General features: G+C 70.4%; 16 protein-coding genes. 11 read left to right on the top strand and 5 right to left on the bottom strand.

Annotated features, from left to right (window positions below; translation table 11 throughout):
- On the top strand, positions 1–193 hold a 193-nt coding region (locus tag ACTIGN_RS03415; protein WP_439621327.1), incomplete at its 5' end, for a hypothetical protein.
- 246 nt (positions 194–439) lie between these two features.
- Here the strand turns inward: ACTIGN_RS03415 and ACTIGN_RS03410 are convergent.
- The 3 genes from ACTIGN_RS03410 to ACTIGN_RS03400 form a co-directional block, all read right to left on the bottom strand.
- The gene (locus ACTIGN_RS03410) at positions 440–781 is read right to left on the bottom strand and encodes a DUF3467 domain-containing protein (RefSeq protein WP_439621325.1); all 342 of its coding nucleotides are present in this window, start codon (positions 779–781) and stop codon (positions 440–442) included.
- A gap of 270 nt (positions 782–1,051) precedes the next feature.
- A complete protein-coding gene (locus tag ACTIGN_RS03405) occupies positions 1,052–3,670 on the bottom strand; it encodes an outer membrane protein assembly factor BamB family protein (RefSeq protein ID WP_439621323.1) in 2,619 nt (872 codons plus the stop codon).
- Positions 3,671–3,939: 269 nt separating this feature from the next.
- On the bottom strand, positions 3,940–5,253 hold the full coding sequence (locus ACTIGN_RS03400) for a fibronectin type III domain-containing protein (RefSeq protein ID WP_439621321.1): 1,314 nt from the start codon (positions 5,251–5,253) through the stop codon (positions 3,940–3,942).
- A 218-nt stretch (positions 5,254–5,471) separates the two neighbouring features.
- Between ACTIGN_RS03400 and ACTIGN_RS03395 the strand changes: the two genes are divergently transcribed.
- The 9 genes from ACTIGN_RS03395 (at position 5,472) to ACTIGN_RS03355 (ending at position 15,644) form a co-directional block, all read left to right on the top strand.
- Positions 5,472–5,861, top strand: a complete 390-nt coding sequence (locus ACTIGN_RS03395; protein WP_439621319.1) for a hypothetical protein — start codon at positions 5,472–5,474, stop codon at positions 5,859–5,861.
- Positions 5,862–5,966: 105 nt separating this feature from the next.
- Positions 5,967–6,239 carry a WXG100 family type VII secretion target gene (locus ACTIGN_RS03390; RefSeq protein ID WP_144946425.1) on the top strand — a complete coding sequence of 91 codons (273 nt, stop codon included), beginning with the start codon at positions 5,967–5,969 and terminating at the stop codon, positions 6,237–6,239.
- 241 nt (positions 6,240–6,480) lie between these two features.
- The gene (locus ACTIGN_RS03385) at positions 6,481–7,038 is read left to right on the top strand and encodes a hypothetical protein (protein ID WP_439621317.1); all 558 of its coding nucleotides are present in this window, start codon (positions 6,481–6,483) and stop codon (positions 7,036–7,038) included.
- A gap of 173 nt (positions 7,039–7,211) precedes the next feature.
- Positions 7,212–7,436 carry a hypothetical protein gene (locus tag ACTIGN_RS03380; RefSeq protein ID WP_439621315.1) on the top strand — a complete coding sequence of 75 codons (225 nt, stop codon included), beginning with the start codon at positions 7,212–7,214 and terminating at the stop codon, positions 7,434–7,436.
- Positions 7,437–7,489: 53 nt separating this feature from the next.
- Complete coding sequence (locus tag ACTIGN_RS03375; protein ID WP_439621313.1) at positions 7,490–12,388, top strand: protein kinase domain-containing protein; 4,899 nt, start codon at positions 7,490–7,492, stop codon at positions 12,386–12,388.
- Between the two features lie 105 nt (positions 12,389–12,493).
- The gene (locus tag ACTIGN_RS03370; RefSeq protein ID WP_439621312.1) at positions 12,494–12,862 is read left to right on the top strand and encodes a hypothetical protein; all 369 of its coding nucleotides are present in this window, start codon (positions 12,494–12,496) and stop codon (positions 12,860–12,862) included.
- Complete coding sequence (locus ACTIGN_RS03365) at positions 12,859–13,233, top strand: hypothetical protein (RefSeq protein ID WP_439621310.1); 375 nt, start codon at positions 12,859–12,861, stop codon at positions 13,231–13,233. Before ACTIGN_RS03370 ends, ACTIGN_RS03365 begins: the two co-directional genes overlap by 4 nt.
- Positions 13,234–13,293: 60 nt before the next feature.
- Entirely contained in the window at positions 13,294–14,376 is a 1,083-nt protein-coding gene (locus tag ACTIGN_RS03360) for an NAD(P)-binding domain-containing protein (protein ID WP_439621309.1), read from the top strand.
- Between the two features lie 275 nt (positions 14,377–14,651).
- Complete coding sequence (locus tag ACTIGN_RS03355; protein ID WP_439621307.1) at positions 14,652–15,644, top strand: NAD-dependent epimerase/dehydratase family protein; 993 nt, start codon at positions 14,652–14,654, stop codon at positions 15,642–15,644.
- A gap of 18 nt (positions 15,645–15,662) precedes the next feature.
- Here the strand turns inward: ACTIGN_RS03355 and ACTIGN_RS03350 are convergent, their stop codons facing one another.
- On the bottom strand, positions 15,663–16,904 hold the full coding sequence (locus ACTIGN_RS03350) for a competence/damage-inducible protein A (RefSeq protein WP_439621305.1): 1,242 nt from the start codon (positions 16,902–16,904) through the stop codon (positions 15,663–15,665).
- A 123-nt stretch (positions 16,905–17,027) separates the two neighbouring features.
- Entirely contained in the window at positions 17,028–21,320 is a 4,293-nt protein-coding gene (locus tag ACTIGN_RS03345; RefSeq protein WP_439621303.1) for a type II secretion system protein GspD, read from the bottom strand.
- A gap of 577 nt (positions 21,321–21,897) precedes the next feature.
- On the opposite strand from ACTIGN_RS03345, the gene ACTIGN_RS03340 reads away from it, so the two are divergent.
- The gene (locus tag ACTIGN_RS03340; RefSeq protein WP_439621302.1) at positions 21,898–22,947 is read left to right on the top strand and encodes a hypothetical protein; all 1,050 of its coding nucleotides are present in this window, start codon (positions 21,898–21,900) and stop codon (positions 22,945–22,947) included.
- Positions 22,948–23,381 lie beyond the last annotated feature (434 nt).

The raw sequence follows: 23,381 nt of genomic DNA, 5'->3' as shown, positions 1-23,381 counted from the left end.
ATTACATGCTCAAGGTGCTACAGGAAATCGGGGCCAAGTAGTGCGCCTGCCCTGGGTGCTTGCGTGTGAGGAATCGACAGATCTGCGCTCGCTGTCGTGGCTCGGATCGGACCGCAACGGAGGCCTGGACGGCGCTCATCCGCCCCAAGTGCAAGCAGAAGGCCGCAACACACCGGACGACCAGGTCGTGTGAGCGGTGGTTCAAGGCGGCGGGCTTGAGAAACGTCTTGATGCCCGGCAAGGCTTGCGGCACAATCATGGCCGGGACTCCTTCTCGGTTGGTGATAACTCGGCCGCTTCGCGGCCTCACCGATCCGACCGAGAGGAGTCTCGTTCTTTTTGCCTCCCCCCGCAATCCCCGACCGAAAGCGCAACTTCAAAACTGGCGATCGGGGTTCGCCAGGGCACCCGTCCCAATGCATCGGCGGCACCCGCGGGGTCACGCCGGGCGGGGCTGGTTGGTGCGGAGGCGGCGGTTCGGGTCCACCTCGATCACCCCGAACGCCTGCTCGTGCCGGCTGATGACCAGCCGCAGCACCTCGGCCAGCTTCTTCGCGGTCACGAAGTTCAGGATCAGCCGGTGCGACAGGTGGACCGGCTCCGGGCCGCTCGGCCCCATCAACTGCGCGTGCATGCCCAGGTCGAGCAGCACCTCGTCGAGCGTCGGCGTCACGCGGAAGTAGTTCGCGTAGACGTTCTCCATCTCGGTCGCGTCGATCGGCACCTGGATCTGCTGGGCACCGGCCGGCGGCTGGGGCTGCTGCGTCGGTTGGTCGGACATTCGCGGTCTCCTGATTCGTTCAACGGGGTGGTGCGTGGCGTCGGAAGGCGGACCCGGCCGGCTGCGTGCGGCCGCGCCTTCGACGGGACGGCGTGACGCGCCCGGCACCGCGCCGGGGCGACCGGAACAATATAGCAGCGCCGCCGGCGGGCGGCGTGGGGGTGCGCAACGCCACCGGCGCGTGGTATCGGTGGTTCCCCCTCACCCGCGACTCGAGGACTCGCCGCGGGTGAGGGGCAGCCACGCGAGGGGATCACCGCACCGAAGCCGTCACTCCCCGCCGACCTCGTCGTCGAAGCGGAACACGGCGGCGGTCTTCTTCGCGGGGTTGTTCGGGTCCACCGTCATCCCGCCGACGTACACCGTCCGCTTGCTGCCGGTCGGCGTCGCGGTCGTCAGCACGGTCGGCCCGCTCAGGATGCCGTCCTCGTCCTTGCCGCTCCAGTGGTAGCCCGGGAGTTGCTTCTGCCACACCACCTTGCCGGTGTGCGGGTTCAGGCACGCCAGCAGCCCCTCGCGGCCGACCGCGTAGACCGCCACCGGCACCCCGCCGCTCGCCGCGACCGCCGGCGGAGCCATGATCGCACTGCCGAGGCCGGTCTTCCACCGGAGCTTGCCGGTCCTGCGGTCGATGGCGTACACGCTGCCGTCGCGCGACGCCGCGTACACGCTGAACGCGTCCCCCGCGAGCGCGACGTGGACCGCCTTCGGCAACTCGAACCGCCACAGTTCCTTGCCGGTCTCGGTGTCGAGCGTGACGACCGCACCTGCCACGGCGCCGTCCTTCTTCTCGCCCTCCTCGGGGTAGTGCTCGACATCGTGCGCCATGTTGCCGGTGCCGACGCCGTAGAACACGGCCTTGCCGAGCACGATGGGTGCGGCGAACGACCGCAGCTTCAGATCGGTGCGCCACAGCTCCTTGCCGGTCTCGGTGTCGAGCCCGACGGCGACGAACGAGTACAGCCCGCTGCCGACGAAGACGCGGTTCCCGCTGACCGCCGGGGCCGCGTCGATGTGAATGCCCGCGTCCTTGCCGCCCTTCAGTTGCCAGAGTCGCTGGGTGCCGGTTGTCGCGTCCACGGCGATGAGGCCGTCGTCGCCCGCGGGGAAGAACAGCTTGCCGCTCGCGACCGCGGGCGACCCCTCGGTGTGGCTGCCGGTCCGGATCGGCTCGGCCCACGCCGGCTTCCCATCGGCCGCGTTCACGCCGAACAGCCGGCACTCCTTGTCCTCGTGGAGCCCCTCCCCGCAGTACAGCTTGCCGTCGGCGACGGTCGGCGTGCAGAACACCGGTTTCAGCTTCTCGCGGAACGACCACACGACCTCGCCCGTCTCGGGGTTCACGCACACGAGCCGGCCGCCGGGGAAGCCGGTGTTTCGCAGGCCCATGAACAGGCGGCCGCCGGACACGACCACCCCCGACAGCACCTCCGCGGGCACCGGATCTTTCGAGCCGTCGTCGATCTCGTACAACTCGATCGCACGCGAAGAGACGAGCCGCGGGCCGATCGCCTCGGCGTCGCCGGTCTCGGTGCTGACGGCGACTCCACTCGTGCCGCCGGCGATCAGCGTCGTGAACCCGCACAGCACCAGCGTCGCCAGCCCGACCGACTCGCCGGAGAGTGACAGCCGCCTGTCAGCGGTCGCGTCGACGCCCCGGGTGAGGTAGCGGTAGCCCGCGTAGAGGGTCGCGACGAGCATCGCGACGCCGATGAACGTAAACTCCCGCAGCGGGAGTTCGAGGTTCGTCGCCCACTGCCAGTTCGCGAACCACGCGACGCCCACGGCCGACAGCGCCGCGAACGCGGTCAAGCCGGCGAGCGAGCCGATCTCGGTGCGGCCCGGCACGTTCGTGAGGCTCGCGTCCTCGGCCGCCATGCGCCGGTAGCGCCGCCCGGCCCAGAGGAGCCCGACCGCGGAGATCGTGGTGAGGTACAGCGTGAACGCCTTGAGCCCGAACGCGCGGCCGCTCGGGAGGTGCTCCTGCGCGAGCCAGTACACGAGCGCGAGCGTGCTGTTGATGCTGGCGACGGCGAGGAACGCCCGCCACCGCTTCATGCCGATCGCCATGCGGGCGAACACGCCGGGGAACAGCGCCGCCACCAGCGCGAGCGGCCCGAGCAGCACGACGGAGGGGATCACCCCGAAGAGCGCCAGTGGGCCGCCTCCGGTGCCGGTTGGTTCAAGAGGGGGAGACACGGAGATTGGGAGACACGGAGCGAGAACCCCGGCGCACGCTCTGTCTTCCTCTCCCCGTCTCCCGAACTCCCCTTCTCCCCCTCTCGATCCCTCGGATTCCGAGTCCGGCCCACCGCACTTCTTCGTCACAGGTGGCCCGAACCCGGGCTTCTCGTTCTCGTCGGCCATCGGCGGCTTGGCCTTCTTCGCGAGCCCGTCCTCGATCACCTTCACCATCTCGGCCGTCGTGCCCTTGTAGGTGCGGCGCAGGAACGGCTCGCCGTGCAGGAACGCCCACCGCACGGTCTTCGTCTCGGGGTCCGGGGTTCCTTGCAGCGAGAACCACGAGCCCTCGACGAACGCCATCGCCTCGTACAACCCGTTCTGCTTCACGGCGAAGACGACGACCTTGCGGCTCGGGTCGAGGCGGTCGAGGACGGTCTTGGTGTCGCCGGCCTTCTTCGCGTCGTCGTCGCCGGTCATGTTGATGGGAATGCGCTCGAACGGGGGCTCGCCCTTGAGCTTCTTCTCGACCGTCAGCACCACCGACGGCTTGTCCGGGTCCACCTTCTCGACGGCGGCGACGAAGATGAACTTCTGGGACTCGAGCACCTCGTCGAGGTGCGTGAGCTTCTTGATGACCGCGGGGGCCGGGGCGGCCGTCAGCATGAGGGCGAGGACGGTAACGAGGGCGCGCGAAAGGTGTCGCATGGCGGGGTGGTCCTGGGACGCGGCAGCGTCGGGGAAATGATAGGCGGGCGACGGGGGTAGGGCGAGCGCTCCGGACCAGGGGTTTGCTCGCTGCGCTCGCCGCACCCCTGGCTACCCTCGGTCGCCGCATCCGCGGCTCCAAACACAAATCACCCGAGGAGGGTCCGGATCGCAGCCCCGGAGGGGCGACCGAATGTAGCCAGGGGTGCGGCCCGCTGTGCGGGCAAACCCCTGGTCCCGGTGCGTCGCGACCGGCGGACGTCTGAACCTCACCCCCGCTTGGCCGGGCGCTTGCCGGTGGTGCCGTACACGTCGGCGATCCGGCCGTTCTCCTCGAGCGCGACGTGGAACCGCTGGTCCCCTTCGAGCTTGTGGACCGTGAAGTGGTACGCCTTGCCGACGCTCGCCAGGTACGCCCGCTTCTCCGCCGGTGCCGGGGCGCGCAACTGGCCCCACGACCCGTCGCCCAGGTACGGCACCCCGTACTTGTTCCGCACCCCGTCCGTCAGCGGGAAGGTCCGCTTGAACGTGTGGTCGTGGTGCTCCAGCACCGCGTCGACGCCGTGCCGCTCGAACAGCGGGCACCAGAACTTGCGGTTGTCCTCGCCGGTCCCGGCGCTGGCCGGGATCTTGAAGATATCGAGGATCCCCGCTCCCGGGACCGTGACCTTCGCGGGCCGGAACGACGGGTACGCCGGGACGTGGTTGGCCGCGATCAGGTGCGGCCGCTCGGCCCGCTGCCGGAGCGTCGTCTCCAGCCAGTCGGTCTGCTCGCCCTTGATCGGCGACACGTGCCCGGTGTCGAGCAGCACCAGGCTCAGGTAGTCGCCGAAGTCGAGCGCCGCGTAGCTCGTGTCCTTGTACAGCCCGTCGAACAGCGGGAAGAAGAACGTCGCGTCCTCGCGCTTCCCCTTGTACCCGCCCTTCACCTCGTGGTTGCCCAGGCACGTCACGAGCGGGATGAGCCGGCCCTTCGGGTCGACCATGTGCTTCGCGTAGTTGCGGACGAACCCCAGGGCGGCCGAGGCCGACGCGCCGTTGTCGTACCCGAGGTCGCCGCCGATGAACGCGAAGTACGGCTCCTGCTTGGCCGCGAGGACGTTGTTCGCGACCGCGTGGGCGTTCACCCCGCAGTCCCCGCCCGAGACGAACGTGAACGTGTCCGTCGCCCTCGCCGGCATCGTGCGGAACCGGTGGACCTGCGGGAGCGTCCCGACCTGCAACAGGTACTCGGTGCCGGGGGTCAGGCCGGTGAGCTCGGCCCGGTGGACCCGCAGGATCGTCTTCGGGAACGGCCGCGTGGTCGTCGGCGTCTGCGTCCACACCGTGCCGGTGCGGGTGACGTGCCGGACGAACGCGGGGGCGGCGATGCCCGGCCCGATCCACTGGACGGTGACCGTCGTCGTCGGGTCGCCCGAGTACGTCAGGAACAGCGTGTCCTGCGGGCCGAGGTTGGTCGGGGTGTCGTCGAGCTTCCGCGGGGCCGGGGCGAGTTCCGGAGCGGCGGCGGCGCGGCCGACGGACAGGGCGGCGGCGCCCCCGAGGGTGGTTCCGAGGAACGCACGGCGGTTGAACGAATTCATGGCGGCAGCGAGCGAAGGGTGGGGAGTGGTGGCAGCAGAGACGAGCGTAAACGAGGCCGGACGGGGCGGCAACGACAATCCCAGCCGATCTTTCGCGGGCCGCGGGCGCCGCGGTCCGACTAGCGGTTCGCTCTGCTGTGGCGCGGTCGGGCCGGTCTGGTATAATTCAAGCTCCCGCAACAACGGGTCTCAGATACCTCCCCGATCCGAGGGCCGTCATGAGCATCGCGTGCCCGTACTGCGGCGCATCGCTCAACCCGAAGGGCGTGAAGCCCGGCCACTTCAAGCCGAAGTGCCCGAAGTGCCAGCAAACGTTCGCGCTCACCGTGTCCGACGACCCGGACGACCCGATGACCGTCGAGCGGCTCGAACCGGACCCGCTCCCGGCGACCAAGGCCGTCCCCCTCGCGAAGCTGCGCGCCCGGCAGTTCCACGACGACGAGGACGGCGCCGAGGGCGAGGAGAGCGCCGAAGCGCCCGAGGGCGAGGGCGACTCGGAAGACATTGCCAACGACGCCGGCGACCCGGCGAGCGCCCCGCTCCCCAAGACCAGCCCGTACCCGATGGTGCGCCCGAAGCGCGAGCCCGCCGATGAAGAAGGCGAGTAAATTCGCCGGGGTGCGGCCAATCGCGCCAACGGCCGCGTACCCGTCCGGGTATAATTCCGGGGTTCCCTCAGTGCGGCTCACGTCACGGGTTCCGGAGCGCCGGTCATGTCGCAGGCGATCGTAGACCCCGCCGAGATCCGGCGGTTCGCGGCCAACTTGAAGCGGTTCAACGCCGACCTACAGGCCGGCATCGCCGGGCTCCACGGCCAACTCGTCGGCCTCGGCGACTCGTGGCGGGACCAGGAGCACGACCGGTTCCGCCAGGAGTTCGAGACCACCATGCAGGTCATCGAGCGGTTCCTCGACGTGTCCGGCGAGCACATCCCGTTCCTGCTCCGCAAGGCCGAGCGGGTCGAAGAGTACCTGTCGCAGCGGTAGGGCTGGTGAGTGCGGAAGGGCTCGCAGCCGCGGAGCGGCGACCGATGGTAGCCAGGGGTGGAGCGAGTCCGCGAGCGCGACCCCTGGTCCCCGGCGTAACAATCACGCAGCCCCAGAGGGGCGACAGAACCCCGGGGCGGTCCGCACCGCGCCGGGGGCCAGGGGTTTGCCCGAAGCGGGCCGCACCCCTGGCTACCATCGGTCGCCGCTCCGCGGCGACAAACACCCACCACCTGAAGCCATGGAAGCCGACGTCCGTTCGATCGACACGATCCGCGAGTGGCACGCCGCGCTGGCCACCTACGGCGACACGCTCGGCGAGGCGCTCGCGGGGGTGAACCTCGAACTCCGCCGCGCCCAGGACTGGGTCGCCGAGCAACTGGCGCGGTGGCAGCGGGCGATCCGCGACTGCGAGGACGAGGTCACCCGTTCGAAGGCCGAGCTGTCGCAGCGGAAGTTCCCTAACTGGGACGGCCGCGAGCCCGACTGCACCGTGCAGGAGAAGAACCTGCGCGTCGCCAAGGCCCGGCTCGAACACGCCGAGGAGCAGGTGGCGAAGTGCCGGCAGTGGCTCCAGCGGCTCCCGAAGCTCATCGACGAGCAGTACGGCGGCCCCGGCCGGCGGCTCGCGAACCTCGTCGAGGGCGCGCTGCCGAAGGCGCTCGCCGACCTCGCCCGCCGGATCGGCTCGCTCGACGCCTACGCCGGCCTGCGGCCCGACTACGCCCCGGCACCCGCGGCGGGAGGAAGTCCGAAATCCGAAGCACGAAATCCGAACGAAGACAAGGGAACGGGGTAACGCTGCCGGCGTCTTCTCTGGTGGGGCAGACATTCGTGTCTGCCTCCGGACGCGGCTGGTGGCGGACACGAATGTCTGCCCCACCAGGCAAGGTCAATCAGAGACGAGCCCGACCGCGTCTCTGTACTGTTTCGGATCTCGTGCTTCGTACTTCGAATTTCCCCGAGCGTGTCATGAGGTTCGGTTCCACCCGCAGCCAGATCTACGACGCCCAGAAGACCGCCCGCGCCCGGTGGGAGGCCGTTCTCACCGACTGGGACGACGGGGTCCGCCGCGAGCACGGCGAGAGGGTCGTGGACGAACTCGACCGCGCCGTGTCCGACGCGCTGCGGGCCATCGACCAGCTCGCCACGCTGTTCGTCCAGGTCCGCCAGGAATGCGAGTTCACCGGGTTCTGAGGCCGGGTAGGATGAGTGCCCGGACCCATCACCCACCCGCCGAGGCGGAGCCCGTGCCCGACCACCCCGAGGACCAGCGGACCGTGTTCCAGTCGCCCGACGATCAGGCCCGGACGGCCGCCGAGTCCGGGGCGCTGCTCCCCCCCGACCGCACGGTCCCCGGGTTCGAGCTGATCGAGGAGCTGAGCCGCGGCGGCATGGGCATCGTGTACAAGGCCCGGCAGGTCGCGCTCAACCGGGTCGTCGCGCTCAAGGCGATCAACCCGCACGCGCTCAACGCCGACGGGAACCGCGAGCTGTTCGCCCGCGAGGCCGCGGCCACCGCGAGCATGAGCCACCCGAACGTCGTGACGGTGTACCACACCGAGCTCGACGGGCCGTTCCCGTACCTCGCAATGGAGTACGTCGACGGGGTCGACATGCAGCGGCTCGTGCGCCGCGGCGGCCCGCTCCCGGTCGCCGACGCCGCGACCTACGCCCGCCAGGCGGCCGCCGGGTTGCACCACGCCCACGAGCGGGGCTTGATCCACCGCGACGTCAAGCCGGCGAACCTGATGGTGACGCCGAGCCCGCTGGCCGACCCGCCGCCCCCGCTGCGGCACCGGGTGGTGAAGGTGCTCGACCTGGGCCTCGCCCGCGTCGCCGCAACGGACCGCGGCGCGACCGACGCCGACCAGCCGCGGTTCGTCGGCACGCCCGACTTCGCGTCGCCCGAGCAGGCCACCGACGCGCGAACGGTGGACGCGAGGTCCGACGTGTTCAGCCTCGGGGCCACGCTGTACTTCCTGTTGACCGGCGAGGTCCCGTGCCCCGGGGAAACGTTCGCCGAGAAGATCGCCCAGGCCCGCACGGAGCCCCCGCCGTCGGTGCGGGCGCGGCGGCCCGACGTGCCACCGGCCCTCGACGCGGTGGTCGCCAAGATGCTCGCCCGCAGGCCCGAGAACCGCTACCAGACCGCGGCGGGGGTCGCCGCCGCGCTCGACGACTTCCTCCGCTCCCCGGCGTTCCTGTCCCACTCACCCACCGGCGGCCCGGCCGGCCACCCCCACGCGGGACCGAGACCCATGCCCGAGAACTTCTTCGACCGGGAACGCGCCGCCGTCGCGAAACTCACCGAGGCGGTCCGCGCCCGGTCCGCGAGCGAGGCCGAGCTCAAGGCGGCGTTCGACGCCGCCACCGACAAGGCCGATCGCGAGGCCGCGCGTGACCGCAAGGCGACCGTGGCCGCCCGCGACGCCGAACTCGGCCGCCTCGATTCGAGCCACGCCGCGACGATGGCCGGGATCACCGAGAAGCACGAGAAGGAGCAACTCGCGGCCGACCGGGTGCTCGCCGAGGGCCGTTCGGCGCGCGCCGCGAAGTTCGCGACCGCCGAGGAGAAGGGCCGCAAGGAGTACGAGGACAAGCTGTGGCACTACGACTCGATCCTGGAGGCCGGTGAGAAGGCCGCCAAGGACGTCCACGAGGCGCTCCAGCGGAAGGCCGCGGCCGGGGCCGAGCGGGTGAGCGACATCTGGGCCGCCGCCGAGCCGCTGCTCGGCCGCGCCGGCGTCACGCGCGCCGCGATCGAGTACCACGGCGACCTCCCCGACCCGTCGGACGACGACGCCATCACCCGCATGAACCGGGCCGCCGACGAGGCCGAGGCCGCGAACGACCGGCTCGCGGCGCTGAAACTCGCGCCGTGGTGCGGGGTCCGCGGGCTGCTCGCGGGTCTGCTCGTTGGCGCGGCGCTCGGTGCGGCGTCGTTCGCGGCGCTCGACCCGGCCACCGCGGCCGGCGTGACGGGCGGCGTCGCGCTCGTGGTCGGCGTCGGCCTGTGGCTCGCTGTGCGGTCGGCGGGCAAGAAGGCGACGCTGCGGGTCGGCACGGGGGTGGGTGAGGCGCTGGCCGTCGCCGAGCGAGCGGTCCGCCTGTTAAACGACTTCGCTTCAAAAGAGTACGTCGCCGAGCGCGCCCGGCTCGCCGACCGCCACGCCCGCAAGCGGAAGGAGACCGACGAGCACTTCCAGCCGTCGTTCGCCTCGCAGAAGAAGCAGTTCGAGACCGAGACGGAGCGCGCGAGCACCCAGTACGAGGCGAAGACGGCGGCGCTCGAAGCCGCCCGCGCGGCTGCCACGAAGGCGGAGAACGACGGCTACCGCGCGACCCGGGCGGCCGCCGAGGCGCGGTTCGAGAGGGAACTGTCGCAGATCGACGCGGCGCACGCCGAGCGCACCGCGGCCGCAACTGTTGCGCGAGATACGGCGTGGCGGGCCGCCGCAACCGCGTGGGAGCGGGCGGCCGGCGAGGTCGCCGCGGAGTTCGTCGCGCTCCGCGCCGAGGGGCAGGACCTGTTCCCCGCGTGGGACGAGGTCGCGAGCCCCGGCCACCCGCTCGCGACGCGGGTGCCGCAGGGCGTGCGGTGCGGGGACTGGCTCGCGGACCTGGCGAAGGTGCCCGACGGCGTCTCCGCCGACCCGAAGCTCGCGCCCCCGGCCGAGCTGTCGGCCCCGGTGCCGGCGTTCCTCCCGTTCCCCGACCGCTGTTCCGTCCTGCTCCGCGCCCGCGACGAGGGCCGGGCGGTCGCCGTCGGCGCGCTCCAGGCGATGATGCTCCGGTTCCTCACCGGGCTGCCCCCGGGGAAGGTGCGGTTCACGATCATCGACCCGGTCGGCCTGGGCGACAACTTCGCCGCGTTCATGCACCTCGCGGACCACGACGAGAAGCTCGTCACGTCGCAGATCTGGACCGAGCCGGTGCAGATCGAGCAGCGGCTCGTGGACCTGACCGACCACATCGCGAGCGTGATCCAGAAGTACCTGCGGAACCAGTACAAGTCGATCGAGGACTACAACCGGGCCGCCGGCGAGGTGGCCGAGCCGTACCGGGTGCTGGTGATCGCGAACTTCCCCGCCGGGTTCACCCCGGACGCGGCCAAGCGGCTCATCAGCATCGTGCAGAGCGGCCCGTCGTGCGGGGTCTGCACCCTCGTGAGCGCCGACACCCGCATGGCGATGCCCCGCGACTTCAACATCCACGACGTCGAGGCCGCGAGCCTGACGCTGACGTGGAAGGAGGGCGCGTTCGCCCCGAAGGACCCGGTGCTGGCCACGTTCCCGCTCGTGCTCGACCCGCCGCCCAACACGAGTGCCGTCGCGCAGATCGTTCAGCGGGTCGGCAGGGCGAGCAAGGCCGCGGCCCGCGTCGAGGTGCCGTTCGCGTACATCGCGCCGAAGCCCGGCGAGGAGTGGACCGGCGACGCCTCGCGGGGGTTCGACGTGCCCGTCGGCCGCGCGGGTGCGACCCGGAAGCAGTCGTTCGCGCTCGGCCGCGGCACCGCCCAGCACGCGCTCGTCGCCGGCAAGACCGGCTCCGGTAAGTCCACGCTCCTGCACGCGCTCATCACGAACCTCGCGCTGACGTACAGCCCGGACGAGGCCGAGTTGTACCTCATCGACTTCAAGGAGGGCGTCGAGTTCCAGTGGTACGCGACGTACCGGCTGCCGCACGCCCGCGTCGTGGCGATCCAGAGCGAGCGCGAGTTCGGGCTCAGCGTGCTCCAGCGGCTCGACGTGATCCTCCGCGAGCGCGGCGAGAAGTTCCGCGACAGCGGGACGAACGACCTCGCGGGGTATCGCGCCGCGCACCCCGAGGAGAAGACGCCCCGCATCCTGCTCATCGTCGACGAGTTCCAGGCGTTCTTCACCGAGGACGACAAGGTCGCGCAGGAGGCCGCGCTCCTGCTCGACCGGCTCGTGCGGCAGGGCCGCGCGTTCGGGATGCACGTCGTGCTCGGCTCGCAGACCCTCGGCGGCGCGTACTCGCTCGCCCGAAGCACGATCGACCAGATGGCCGTGCGGGTCGCGCTCCAGTGCTCCGACGCCGATGCGCAATTGATTCTGAGCAAGGACAACTCGGCGGCGCGGCTGCTGTCGCGGCCCGGCGAGGCGATCTACAACGATCAGAACGGCCTCGTCGAGGGGAACGACCCGTTCCAGGTGGTGTGGCTCGCGGAGGAGAAGCGCGAGGCGGTGCTGGCCGACCTCCGCGACCGCGGCGGCGACCGCTGGCCCCCGCCGCTCGTGTTCGCCGGCAACACCAGCGCCGACCCGGCGAACAACCACGCCCTCACTCGCGCCCTGAGCGCCACAACACCCGCGAAGGTGCCGCTCGCGTGGATCGGCGAGCCGGTCGCGATCAAGGAGCCAACGGCGGCCGCGTTCCGCCCGGTCGGCGGCGCGAACCTGCTGGTCATCGGTCAGAACGAGGACGCGGGCCGCGGGCTGTTCGCGTCGGCGGTCGTCGGGCTGGCGGCGCAACTCGGAACGAGCGAGAAGGCGTTCACCATTCTCGACGGCACGCCCGACGACGCGGCCGACGCCGACTACCTCACGCAACTCTCCGGGAAGGTGCCGGGCGTGGTCGCGCCGCCGCGGTCGGGGTTGCCGGCCGCCATCGCGGACCTCGCGACCGAGATGGACCGCCGGCACAAGGGCGAGTCGAGCGACCGCACGCCGCGGTTCCTGCTCGTGTTCGGCGTCCACCGGTTCCGCGAGCTGCGGAAGGCCGAGGACGACTACAGCTTCGGCCGCCGCGGCGCCGACCGCGAACCGACGCCCTCGGAGCGCTTCGCGGCGCTCCTGCGCGACGGCCCGCCGGTCGGCGTTCACCTGATCGTGTGGTGCGACTCGCTGACGAACCTCAACCGCGCGTTCGACCGCCCGCAGCTCCGCGAGTTCGGCATGCGGGTGTTATTCCAGATGAGCCCGACCGATTCGAGCACGCTCATGGATACGCCGGCGGCTTCTCGGCTGGGTCGTAATCGGGCGCTGTTCCTCGTCGAGGACCAGGACCGGCCCGAGAAGTTCCGGCCCTACGGCTTGCCGGCCGCACCGTGGCTCGACACCACAACCGAGTCGCTGCGCTCGCGCACCGGGGTCGGGTTGAACACGGAACCCGCTTCCGTGTAATGTCGCAAGTCGTCACGTCGTCAGGTCATCAAGTCGCGGCCACCGGTCTTGACGTGATGACCTGACGACGTGACGGCTTGCGACTGCGAGACACCCGACCGCACCATGATCTTGTTGCACGGGACAACCAGACGCCGCGCCGAACAGATACTCGCGCTCGGACCCGACCCGAGCTTCCGGGAACCGGGCGGGCTGGCACTTGAGGACGGCTTCTCGATGAACCTCGAAGCCGGCCCGTTCCACTTCGGCACGCCCGAGGAGTACGCACGCGGCAAGGCGCGAGAGTTCCCCAACGAGGGCGGGCCGGTTATTCTGGTTGTTGACGTGCCCGATCAAATCGTCTTGAGCGCGGCGACGGAGTGGTTCCCGCTCAGTCAGGGCTTGATCCAGTTCGACCCCGGAGCGGGACTCGAAGAACTCGCGGCGGTGTGGCCAGAATTGGCGAAGTCCGCACAGGTTCGGAGCGTGACATGATTGAAACGACGGCCACTTTCGAAGAGCGTGTCCGGCTCGCGTTCGCGCCCACCCCGAGGGCCGTTGTCGGGCTCGTGGACGACCTGCTGGAACTCGGCCGCGAACAGCCGCTCTCCCTGACCTTTCGTGACGGGACGTGCCTGGTGCGTGCCGCGGGCGGTGCGAGCAGCACGGTCGAGGTGCCGCTGCCGAGATCGGCCTTCCGTGCGGTGCTGGCTCGGGTCGCGGTGCTGTGCAACGAGCACCGGCCGAACTCGGTTTCCCCCTACGGCGGCACCGGCGAGGTTTGTGTCGGAAGCGACTCACGCACCACGCTCCACGTCGCCTTCACGAACACGCCCGAGGACCAGCGGTTGGAAGTGAACGGATAGCGGATCGGGTGTTGTGGTCCCCCGCTTGCGCTCGGGTTGGCAAATTGGCAGGAGACACGGATGTCGAAGGCCGCGCCGCAGAAGGTGGCCGTGCTCGGGGCCGGGCCGATCGGGCTGGAGGCCGCGCTCTACGCGAAGAGCGCCGGGCTCGCGGTCGCCGTGTACGACCGCGGCGCGATCGCGGACCACGTGCGGCGCTGGGGCCACGTCCGCATGTTCACCCCGTTCGGGATGAACGCCACGTCGCTCGGCCTGAAGACGCTGCTCCGCGAGAAGGGGAGCCGCTCGCTCCCCGCCCCCGGCGACACCATCACCGGGCGCGAGTTCCGCGACGCCTACCTCGTCCCCATCGGCGAGTCGGAACTGCTCCTCGAAAGCCTCCACCTCGAACACACGGTGCTTCACGTCGGCCGGGCCGCCCGCGGGTTCCGGTTGCTCGTGCGCGCCGCGAACGGGGCCGAGCGGATCGACACCGCCGACGCCGTGCTCGACTGCACCGGCACGTTCGGCACCCCGCGGTGGCTCGGCGACGCGGGCATCCCGGCGGTGGGCGAACTCGCCGCCCGGCCGCACATCGCGTTCGGCGTCGAGGACGTGCTCGGCGACCGTAAGGACCACTACGCCGGCCGCAGCGTCGCGCTGATCGGCGACGGGTACTCGGCCGCAACGAGCATCTGCGCCCTGGCGACCCTGGCCGAAGAGCACCACGCGACGTGGGTGTTCTGGATCACGCGCGGCGCTCGCGGGCAACCGCTCCCGCGGGTCGCGACCGACCCGTACAAGGAGCGCGACCGCCTCGCGGTGAGGGCGAACTCGCTCGCGACGCGGTGCGACGGCAACCTGGAGTTCCACCCGCAGACCGTGCTCGACGAGGTCACCTCGCACGGCCCCGACAAGGGGTTCCGCATCGCCGGCCGCTCGAACGGCAAGCCCGTGTCGTGGGAGGTCGAGCGCGTCATCGCGAACATCGGCTACCGGCCCGACGCGACACTCGGCGCGAGCGACCCGAACTACGTCGTGCTCGGCGCGAAGGCGAGCGACACGAGCTTCCTGCTCCGCACCGGCTTCGACCAGATCCGCCAGGCGCTCGCGGCGCTCACCGGCAACCCGCGGCTCGACCTGTACGACAAGAAGGCGGCATAGTGCGCAAGACAGAAGACAGATTTATCCGCAGATTGCGCAGATGGACGCAGATCTGAAGACAGCAGAGTATTAGCCACAGAGCCGCAGAGTGAAATCGAGAGCCGGAAGAGCCCGTTGTTTCCAAACTCTGCCTTCCCTCGGTGTTCGGTTTTCCCTCTGTGATCAATCCTCTTCTGTCTTCAAATCTGCGTCCATCTGCGTAATCTGCGGATAAATCTCTTCGTCTTGGAATCTGTGTCAGTCTGCGGATCGCACTCTTCCCCCCGGGGCGTTGAATGGCGGGTGTCACGGTCGTCACCGGCGGGGCCGGGTTCATCGGCTCGCACCTCGTGCGGTTACTCGTCGGGCGCGGCGAGCGCGTGCGGGTCGTGGACCGCCCCGGCGCGCGGCTCGATCACCTGCCGCTCGGGAGCATCGATGTCGTACCCGCCGACATCCGCGACGCGGACGCCGTGCGGGGCGCGCTGCGGGGGGCGGGGGTCGTGTACCACCTCGCGGCGAACCCGCAACTCTGGACCCGTCGCCGCGCCGACTTCCACCGCGTCAACTACCTCGGCACCGTGAACGTGTTGACGGCGGCGCTCGAAGCCGGCGCGCGGCGCGTGCTGCACACCAGCACCGAGAGCATCCTCACGCGGTCGCGGCAGACTTCCTCAATCGCCGAGGACCAGGACGTGCCGGCGCGCGACGTGATCGGCCTGTACTGCCGGTCGAAGTTCCGGGCCGAGCGGTTCGCGTTCCACCTCGCCCGCGGCGGCGCGCCGGTGGTCGTCGTGAACCCGACGCTGCCGATCGGTCCCGGGGACTGGGGCCGCTCGCCGCCGACCCAGATGATGCTCGACTTCTGCCTCGGGAAGCGCTCGGCGTACCTCGACGGCGACCTGAACCTGATGGACGTTCGCGACATCGCCGCGGGAATGGTGGCAGCACTCGAACGCGGCCGCACCGGCGTGCGCTACTTGCTGGGGGCCGAGAACTGGTCGATCCGGACGGTGTTCGGCTGCCTCGCGGGGCTCACCGGCCTGCCCGAACCGAAGTGGCGGGTGCCCTACCCCGTGGCGTTGGCCGCGGCCTACGTCAGCGAGTTCGCCGCCGACGTGTTCACGGGCACGATCCCCGCGGCGACCGTGACCGGGGTGAAGCTCACGCGCCGCCGCATGCACTTCGACGCCACCCGCAGCCTCGCAGAACTCGGCATCACGCCGCGTCCCGCCCGCGAGTCGATCGCCGACGCCGTCGCGTGGTTCAAGGACGTGCGGTGGGTGTGATGGCGGCGCGCACCGCGATCAATCCTTCATCAGCCGCAGGCGAACCATGTTCAGCGCGAGCTTCGCGGTGCGGCTCATGATCTCGTAGCGGGTGCCGAGCCAGCCCCAGCGGGTTACTTCTGTGCCGGACTTGTGCGCGAGCGCGACGTAGGCGGTGCCGACCGGGTCGGTGTCGGTGCCGCCGCCCGGCCCCGCGAAGCCGGTCGTCGCCACGCCCAGGTCGGTGCCGAACTTCGCCCGCAGGCCCTCGGCCATCGCACGCGCCACCGGTTCACTCACCGCCCCGAACCGCTCCAACAACTCTGCCGGCACGCCCAACTCGCGGTGCTTGATGTCGTCGGTGTACGTCACCGCCCCGCCGCGGAAGTAGTCGCTCGCGCCGGGCACGAGGCACACGCGGTGCGCGACCAGCCCGCCCGTGAGGCTCTCGGCCGTCGCGAGCGTCTGCTTCTTCTCGTTGAGCAACCGCACGACCACGTCGTGAAGCTCCTCGTCCTCGACGCCGAACACCAGCTCGCCGAGGCGATCCCGGATGAGCGCCTCGACCGGGGCGATCTGCGATTGCGCTTCCGCTGGAGACGCGGCGCGCGAGAGGATGCGGAGCGAGACCACCGCGTCGCTCACCGTGATGCCGACCTCGGGGACGTGGTCGCGGCGGGTGATGTCGAGGAGCTTCGCTTCGACCGCCGACTCGCCGGTTCCGAACGTGTTGATCTTCCGCTGCACCATCACGCCGCCGCCGAGCCCCTCCTTCAACAGCCGCGGCTGCACCTGTTCGAGGTACATGCGGAACATCTCACTCGGCACGCCCGGCATAGCGACCACGGTGGCCCGGCCGACCTTCGCCCACACGCCGGGGGCCGTGCCACACACGTTGTAGATCGCCTCCGCACCCTTCGGGAGAAGAGCCTGAACGTGGTTGCGGTCGGGCATCACGCGGCCCCGCTTGGCGAACATCTCCTTGATGTGCGCCAGCGACGCGGGGTCCTCTTCGAGCGGCACCCCGGCGACGGCGGCGATCACCTCGCGGGTGAGGTCGTCCTGCGTCGGCCCGAGGCCGCCGGTGCTGACGACGAGGTCGGCCCGCTCGCACGCGGTGCGGAACACGGCGACGTTGTCGGCGAGGTCGTCGGCCACGGTGGTGTGGAACCCGACCGACACGCCGATCTCCGCGAGCCGGCGGCTGAGCCACTGGCAGTTCGTGTCGAGGTTCTGGCCGCTGGTAATCTCGCTGCCGATCGAGAGGACTTCGGCTTTCATGGGTGGGCCGCCGTGGGTGGGTGCGTCAGGAGATTGTAGTCGCGAACCCGCGGCCCTCATCAAACGAAGCGGCCCGCGGGGCGCTCCCCGCGGGCCGTCGGCTCTCGTCACACGGTCACAGCGTCACTGGCCGATCGGCGGCCGGCCCTCGGTCTGGAAGATCTCTTCCTCCGAGTTGATGATGATGCGCGGCGTCACCATGATCATGATGTGGGTGGTCTCGCGACCGATGCCCACGTTCTTGAACAGGCGGTTCAGGTACGGGATCTTGCTCAGCACCGGCGGGCCGAACTCGTTCCGCCCCTCCTGAAGGGTCTTCAGGCCGCCCAGGAGCACCGTGCCGCCGTCCGGGCACACCACGGTGGTCTGGATGTTGAGGCTCGTGAACGACGGCTGCTGCAGGAACTGCGTGAACGGGATCGGGATGCCCTGGCTGCCGCCCTCGAACACCGGCGTGATGAACGTGGTGATCGGGAACAGCGGCACCGTCGCCCCGGTCTGGGCCGCGAGGTTCACCGGCAGGTTGAGCCGGACGAACCGGCGGTCGGCCGACACCACGGCCTGGATGCCGATGTTGAAGTTCGTGTCCGGGCCGGCCAGCGGGGTGTTGGTCGGGCTGAACACGAGCTGCCCGTTCACCGAGATGACCGACACGTTCGTCACGAAGAACGAGGTGTTGGTCACCGCCAGGGTCGCGGTCTGGCCGTTGAACAGGGTGAGCTTCGGGGCCTGCATCACGTTCACCCGGCGGTCGCCCTGGGCGGCCTCCATGAACATGAACACCTGGATGTCGTTGAGGAACGCCAGGCCGAACGCGATGCCGCCGTTGTCGCCGGGCGTGTTCGGGTAGCCCCCGAACGGCGGGATGGCCCGGTTGAACGTGTTCGGGCGGATCGGCACGTCGAGGTCGCCGGTGAACGACCCGGCCGGGGTCAGGCCGATGGTCGCGCCCTTGAAGTTGTTGTCGTTGATGTACGGGCTCGGGCGGAACACGCCGGTCGAACCGGTGTTCGGGTCCACCTGCGTCAGGGCCGGCTCGAAGCTCGAGTTGTGCGTCTTGATGTTCATCGAGAAGTCGACCCCGAGCCGCTCGTACCACGTCTCGGACAGCGACACGATCCGGATCTCGACGGCGATCGCCAGGTCCTGGAGCCGCCGCAGCGCCTCCAGCAGGTCGGCCACCTCCTGGATCACGTCGGCCACCTGGTTCACGACCAGGGCGCTGCCGATGTCGAAGTACTCGATCCGCCCGGGGCCGCCCATGCCGTCCCACGAGTACGGCCGCACCATGCCCGTGATGAGCTTGATGAGCTGCTCGTGCTTCGTGTTCCGGTCGCCGGCCAGCGACGCGGACCCGGCCAGCGGGTTCTGGCCGCTGCCGCCGCTCGACTGGATCTGGCCCGCGCCGCCGAAGTTCCCCGACCCGATGCCGGGCGACGAGGCCGACGCCCCCGGCATCGCGCTGCCCGTCATCACGCCACCGTTCAGGCCGTTCTGCGGGTTCTGCGGGGTGCCGCCGTTCTGGCCGATCTGGACGTTGCCGCTGTTGAAGGCGTTCTTCTTCAGCATCAGGTCGAAGTTCGCGTAGTCGGGCAGCGCGAAGTTCGGCACCGGGGTGACCAGGTCGGCGACCGAGAACACCTTGGTGAACAGCCGGCCCTTGGCCTTCTTCGTCGTGGTCACCTTCACCACGTCGTTCTCGACGACGTAGCTCAGGCCGGCCTTCTCCAGCACGATGGTCAGGATGTGCCGGGTGGCGACCGGGGTCAGCTTCTCGGTGATCGGCGTCGAGAGGTTGATCCCCTCGGCCGCGATCGCGTTCGTGTCGATCGAGATCGGGAGCCCGGTGACGTCCCGCAGGTGGTCGATGGCGCGGTCGAGCGGGGTCTGGTTGATCTCGATCGGGATCGGCTTGTCGAGCTTCAGCTCGATGTCGTACTCGGCCGGGGACCGGGTGCGGATGTGGGCGTTGTCGAGGGTGCCGCGGCCGCGGGACCGGCGGTACGAGTCGAGCTGGATCGAGATCGGGTTCTCGACGCTCACGAACGCGCCGGGCTTCTCGGCGTCGGTGAGCCCGCCGTACACCATCCGCTCCTTGTCGCTCTTGAGCTGCTCCTGCTCCTGCACCCGCTTCTGGGTCTTGGCCATGGTCACCAGCGCGCCGACGGCCGGGTTGTCCGGGTCCAGCGCCTTGGCCTGCATGGCGACCTTCTCGGCCTCGGCGTACTTGCCGACCTTCACCAGCTCGTGGTACTTCTTGAAGCTCGCGGCCACCTCGCTGCGGCGCTGGTCCTCGGCCAGCCCGCGCTCGGTGATGATCGCCTTCGCGTCCCGCGACTCCTTGTTCACCCGGGTGATCGCGTCCGTCTGGCCCTTCATCACCTTGAACATGTCGAGCCGGCTGTCGATGGGCCGGAGCAGCATGGCCACGCTCGACGCCTCGAGGCCCGAGGCCCGGACCCGGTTCGCGTAGTCGGTGAGCATCTGCACGGCGAGGTCGGTCTCGCCGCGGCCGAACGCGGCCAGCGCGTCGGACTGGACCTTGAGCCCGTCGGCCCGGAGCTTCTGGACCTGGACCCGCTTGAGGGACTCGACCTGGTTCGAGTAGCTGTCGGCCCCGCCCGGCTTCTCGCCGGTCACCTGCGCCGCGCCCGGGGGCAGCGCGCTGGTCGGAGGCACTTCACTCGTCCCCGGCGCGACCGGCTCCTGCGTGCCGCCCGCGGTGGCCACGCCGGCGGCCGGCTTCTCGGTGGCGGCGCGGCACTCGGCGAGCAGCTCCGCGTGCTTGGTCTTCGACCCCGCGGGCAGCAGGTTCGGGTCGATCAGGACCAGCACGCCCATCGCGTGGCTGTAGTCCTTGTTCTTCATCGACGCCTGGGCCGCCTCGAACGACCGGACCGCGCCCAGGGTCTTCTGGGTGAGCCGCTCGGCGTCGATCGAGTTCAGCAGGGCGCTGGCCTCGTCCTTCACGCCGCCCAGGTTGTACGCCTGGAGCGCGAGCTTCGCGGCGAGGTCGAGGTCGTTGGCCTTGTACTCGGTCTCGGCCTGGAGCAGCAGCGCGCGGCCGCTGATCGCGGTGCCGGCCGGGGCCGGCTTGCCGACGGTCGCCGTGCCCGGGGTGCTCGCCGACGCGACCGGCGCGGCGGGCGTCAGCGGGGCCACCGGGGCGGTCGGCCCCATCGGAGTAGCGGTCGCGACCGGGGCGGTCGGGGCCGCCGGCGCGACCGGGGCCGCGGGGCCGGTCGGGGCGACCGGGACCAGCGTCTCGGGGCCGCCCGCGGCCATCAGGCCCGGGGTCGCGGTGCCGAACTTGCCGGCCGACGCGGTCCAGAGCTGCGCCTTGGCCTCCTTCACCCCGTTCGGGAACATGCCGAGCGTCGCGGCGACGTCCCCGGCCCCGGTCAGGGCCGCGTCCGCCTTCGCGAAGTCGCCCTTGCCCATCTGGACCTTGGCCTCGGAGACGAGGCCGTCGATGGACTTGGCGGCGCGGGTGTTCAGTTCCTGGAGCGCGAAGCCGGGGGTCGGCTCGCCGCGGCCGAACGTCGCGCCGAGCTTGTCGGCCTCGGCGTACTTGGCGCGGGCGGCGGCGAACTGGCCCTGGTCGGCGAGTTTGCGGCCCTCGGCCATCAGCTTCGTCGCGGCCGTCTTCTTGGCCTCGGCGGTGCTCGACGTGGCGGGCATCGCCGGCGCCCGGGCGGCGACGCCGCCGGCCGGGGTCACGCTCGACCCGGTGGCCGGCTTGGTGCCGCTCGCCGGCACCACCGGGGAGGTGTTCGGCCCCTTGGAGGCGACCGCGGTGCCGGTCGTGCCGGGCATCGCCGGCCCCTTCAGCTTGCCGCGGGCCGCGGTGATGTCCTTGACGAGCTTGTCGGGCCGGTCGCCGAACTCCCAGGCCGAGTACGGGCCGTGGAGCTGGTCGGCCCGCTGGGCCAACTGGAGCGCGCGGTCCAGGTTCGCGGCCCGCTCGGTCTCGCTCTTGGTCGGCTGGGCGAGGAGCTTCTTGGCCTCGTCGGTCATCGACTCCGACTGGGCCTTCTGGGCCTTAACGACGGCCGCCTGCACGTCCTTGAGCAGCGAGTTCGGGGTGTCCTCGAACAGGCCCCACTTGCCGGTCGGGTTGTTGGCCTCGGCCGCGCGGGCCAGGTCCTGGGCGCGGTCGAACTGGCCGGCGGCCAGCGCCTTGCGCCCGTCCTTGAGCATGTTCTGGTAGTCGCCCCCCGGCTTCGCGGGCCGGGGCGGGTCCTTTTTGGCCGCCGAACTCATGCCGGCCGCCGGCGCGCCGCCGGTGAGCGGCGACTTGGTGGACGGACCGAACTGGCCGTGCGCGACGCCGGTCCAGCCGCCGATCCCGAGCACCGGAGCCAACAACAGGTTGGCAGCGTACTGCTTCCAACCCCATTTCCTTGCCTGGTACACGTGGCCTCCTTCCCCTTCGCCCGAAGCCCGACCGCAAGCATCAGCCGACATCCCCCGATGCCGACCGGTCGCGTCCGCCCGGCGGCCGGCACGGTGCGTACCCCCGCTGCGGACAGCGGAAGCGCACACCGGCCGGGGCCGTGAGCCCCCGCGTCGAGAGTGTGTGAGAAAGCGACGGGCTCATAGCCACGCTCCGAAACCCGGTCAAGTGAGTTTGGCTCAAGTCGGCGCGGGGGGGTGTCCCTGTGGATTTGGGCGTCTTGGTTGGCGAGCGGGGGCGTGAGTCCCCCGGTGGAACCGCGATCCTCACACACCGGGGACTCACGTCTCCCGCTCGCCCCACGCCAAAGGGCACCCGACGCAGGGCGGGGCGTGCCGCCCGTGTTGTGCGTCCGGGCGGCCGCGGGGGGGTCCGTTCGTAACACCCCGCACGACCGGCAAACCCGAAACCCCGGCCACTTCGCGCTAAACAGTTCGCGGATTACGACCTATGCTGTTAGCAAAGTCGCCTGACGTCGTCGGACTCTGTTATGATCGCGGCCGTCGGCCGCTACCACCGAGTCTCCCAGAGGTTCCCATGCGAAAGCGGATCGCCGTCGGGCTGTGCGCCCTGACGGTCGGCTTCGTGTCCCTGTTCGGTACGATGGGTCCGGCCGTCGCCCAGAAGGACAAGACGGACAAGACCGCCGAGAAGGTGGCCGGGCCGCCGAAGTTCCTTTACGGTCACGACTTGCGGGTACGTCCCGGCGGCGAGACCGACTGGGTCAAGGCGAACAAGGTCGGCTACGAGGTGTTCGAGGTCCAGGACGAGGCGGTTCCGGCGATCGTCGCCATCAGCGAGACCGGCGCGATCTCGGTCATCCGCAAGGCGTCGCTCGGCGAGAAGAAGACGTGCGACTGGCTGACGGCCCACGACATGTCGGTCCGCAAGGCCGGCGAGGCGAACTTCAGCTCGAAGACCAAGAAGTTCGGCGTCGAGTTGTTCCGCGACAACGGGGCGAAGCACCTGCTGTATGTGTGCGAGACGGCGTCCATCGCGTTCGCCCCGCTCCAGGCGACGCTGGTGAAGGACAAGGGGCCGAAGTGGCACCACGCCCTGGAGCCCAAGGTCCGCGCCCCGGACCAGACCGGGTTCGAGAACGCCAAGCGGGTCGGCCTGGAGGTGTTCAAGGACGAGAACACCGGCGGGCTGATCTACATCACCGACATCGGGGCGATCGCCTCCGCCAGCGCGCCGTCCGCCCACCCGGACCCGAACAAGATCGCGCCGCCCAGGACCGAGTACGGCCTGGTGCTGAAGGTCCGCGGGGCGCGCGAGCCGGACTTCACCGACAAGACCAAGCGGGTCGGGGTCGAGGTGTTCTCGGACGCGAACGCGGACAACCAGTTCCTGTACCTGACCGAGGCCGGGTACGTCGCGGTCGCCCCGAAGCCGGCGTCGTTCAAGACCGACGCCAAGGGCGTAACCTGGAAGGGGGCGATGGCCCTCGCGGCCCGCAAGGGCGGGGTGAAGGGGTTCGACGGCGCGACCAAGTACGGCATCGAGGTGTTCGAGGACAACCGCACCGGCCACCTGATCTTCATCAGCGAAACCGGGTCCATCGCCGTGCTGCCGGTCGCGAAGTGACGCGGCCGACACGGCGCGTCGCGCTACCGTGTTCCGGGCATCGCAGCACCCCCTCACCCGCGGCGGAGCGCCGCGACCTCTCCCCGTGGGAACGGGGCATCGGAGCCAGTGCGGAGCGCGGAGTGTGGAACGCGGAATGAAGACCGGGACTTGAGAGAAGAACGGTGCGCCCCACCTCGCCCCGTTCCTACGGGGAGAGGTCGCCGCGAGGCTCTGCGAGCGGCGGGTGGGGGGCCGCACCTATGGAGCTTGTCGGTTCGGGTCGGGGGTTTAGCTCGGTGCCCTGCACCAGGGCGATGTTGCGTCGCCCGAGAGTATGGCTTGTCGTGCGACCCGGGGAGGGCTGTTCCAGCACCGCTTTCGGCCCGGGGGCACCGGTGCCGGGCACGGTCTGGGTCAACCCCGCGGGTCGTGGTTCCGTGCCCGGCCCCGGT

The organism is Gemmata sp. (assembly GCF_051859125.1).
Lineage (GTDB): Bacteria > Planctomycetota > Planctomycetia > Gemmatales > Gemmataceae > Gemmata.
Note: the sequence above shows the minus strand (reverse complement) of the source record. Positions and strands in the feature narration are given on the sequence as shown.

Coding starts and splice junctions, on each gene's coding strand:
- ACTIGN_RS03395 (WP_439621319.1), top strand. CDS start 5,472: ATGAGCATCGCGTGCCCGTACTGCGGCGCATCGCTCAACCCGAAGGGC.
- ACTIGN_RS03360 (WP_439621309.1), top strand. CDS start 13,294: ATGTCGAAGGCCGCGCCGCAGAAGGTGGCCGTGCTCGGGGCCGGGCCG.
- ACTIGN_RS03365 (WP_439621310.1), top strand. CDS start 12,859: ATGATTGAAACGACGGCCACTTTCGAAGAGCGTGTCCGGCTCGCGTTC.
- ACTIGN_RS03405 (WP_439621323.1), bottom strand. CDS start 3,670: ATGCGACACCTTTCGCGCGCCCTCGTTACCGTCCTCGCCCTCATGCTG.
- ACTIGN_RS03340 (WP_439621302.1), top strand. CDS start 21,898: ATGCGAAAGCGGATCGCCGTCGGGCTGTGCGCCCTGACGGTCGGCTTC.
- ACTIGN_RS03390 (WP_144946425.1), top strand. CDS start 5,967: ATGTCGCAGGCGATCGTAGACCCCGCCGAGATCCGGCGGTTCGCGGCC.
- ACTIGN_RS03355 (WP_439621307.1), top strand. CDS start 14,652: ATGGCGGGTGTCACGGTCGTCACCGGCGGGGCCGGGTTCATCGGCTCG.
- ACTIGN_RS03385 (WP_439621317.1), top strand. CDS start 6,481: ATGGAAGCCGACGTCCGTTCGATCGACACGATCCGCGAGTGGCACGCC.
- ACTIGN_RS03400 (WP_439621321.1), bottom strand. CDS start 5,253: ATGAATTCGTTCAACCGCCGTGCGTTCCTCGGAACCACCCTCGGGGGC.
- ACTIGN_RS03350 (WP_439621305.1), bottom strand. CDS start 16,904: ATGAAAGCCGAAGTCCTCTCGATCGGCAGCGAGATTACCAGCGGCCAG.
- ACTIGN_RS03380 (WP_439621315.1), top strand. CDS start 7,212: ATGAGGTTCGGTTCCACCCGCAGCCAGATCTACGACGCCCAGAAGACC.
- ACTIGN_RS03370 (WP_439621312.1), top strand. CDS start 12,494: ATGATCTTGTTGCACGGGACAACCAGACGCCGCGCCGAACAGATACTC.
- ACTIGN_RS03410 (WP_439621325.1), bottom strand. CDS start 781: ATGTCCGACCAACCGACGCAGCAGCCCCAGCCGCCGGCCGGTGCCCAG.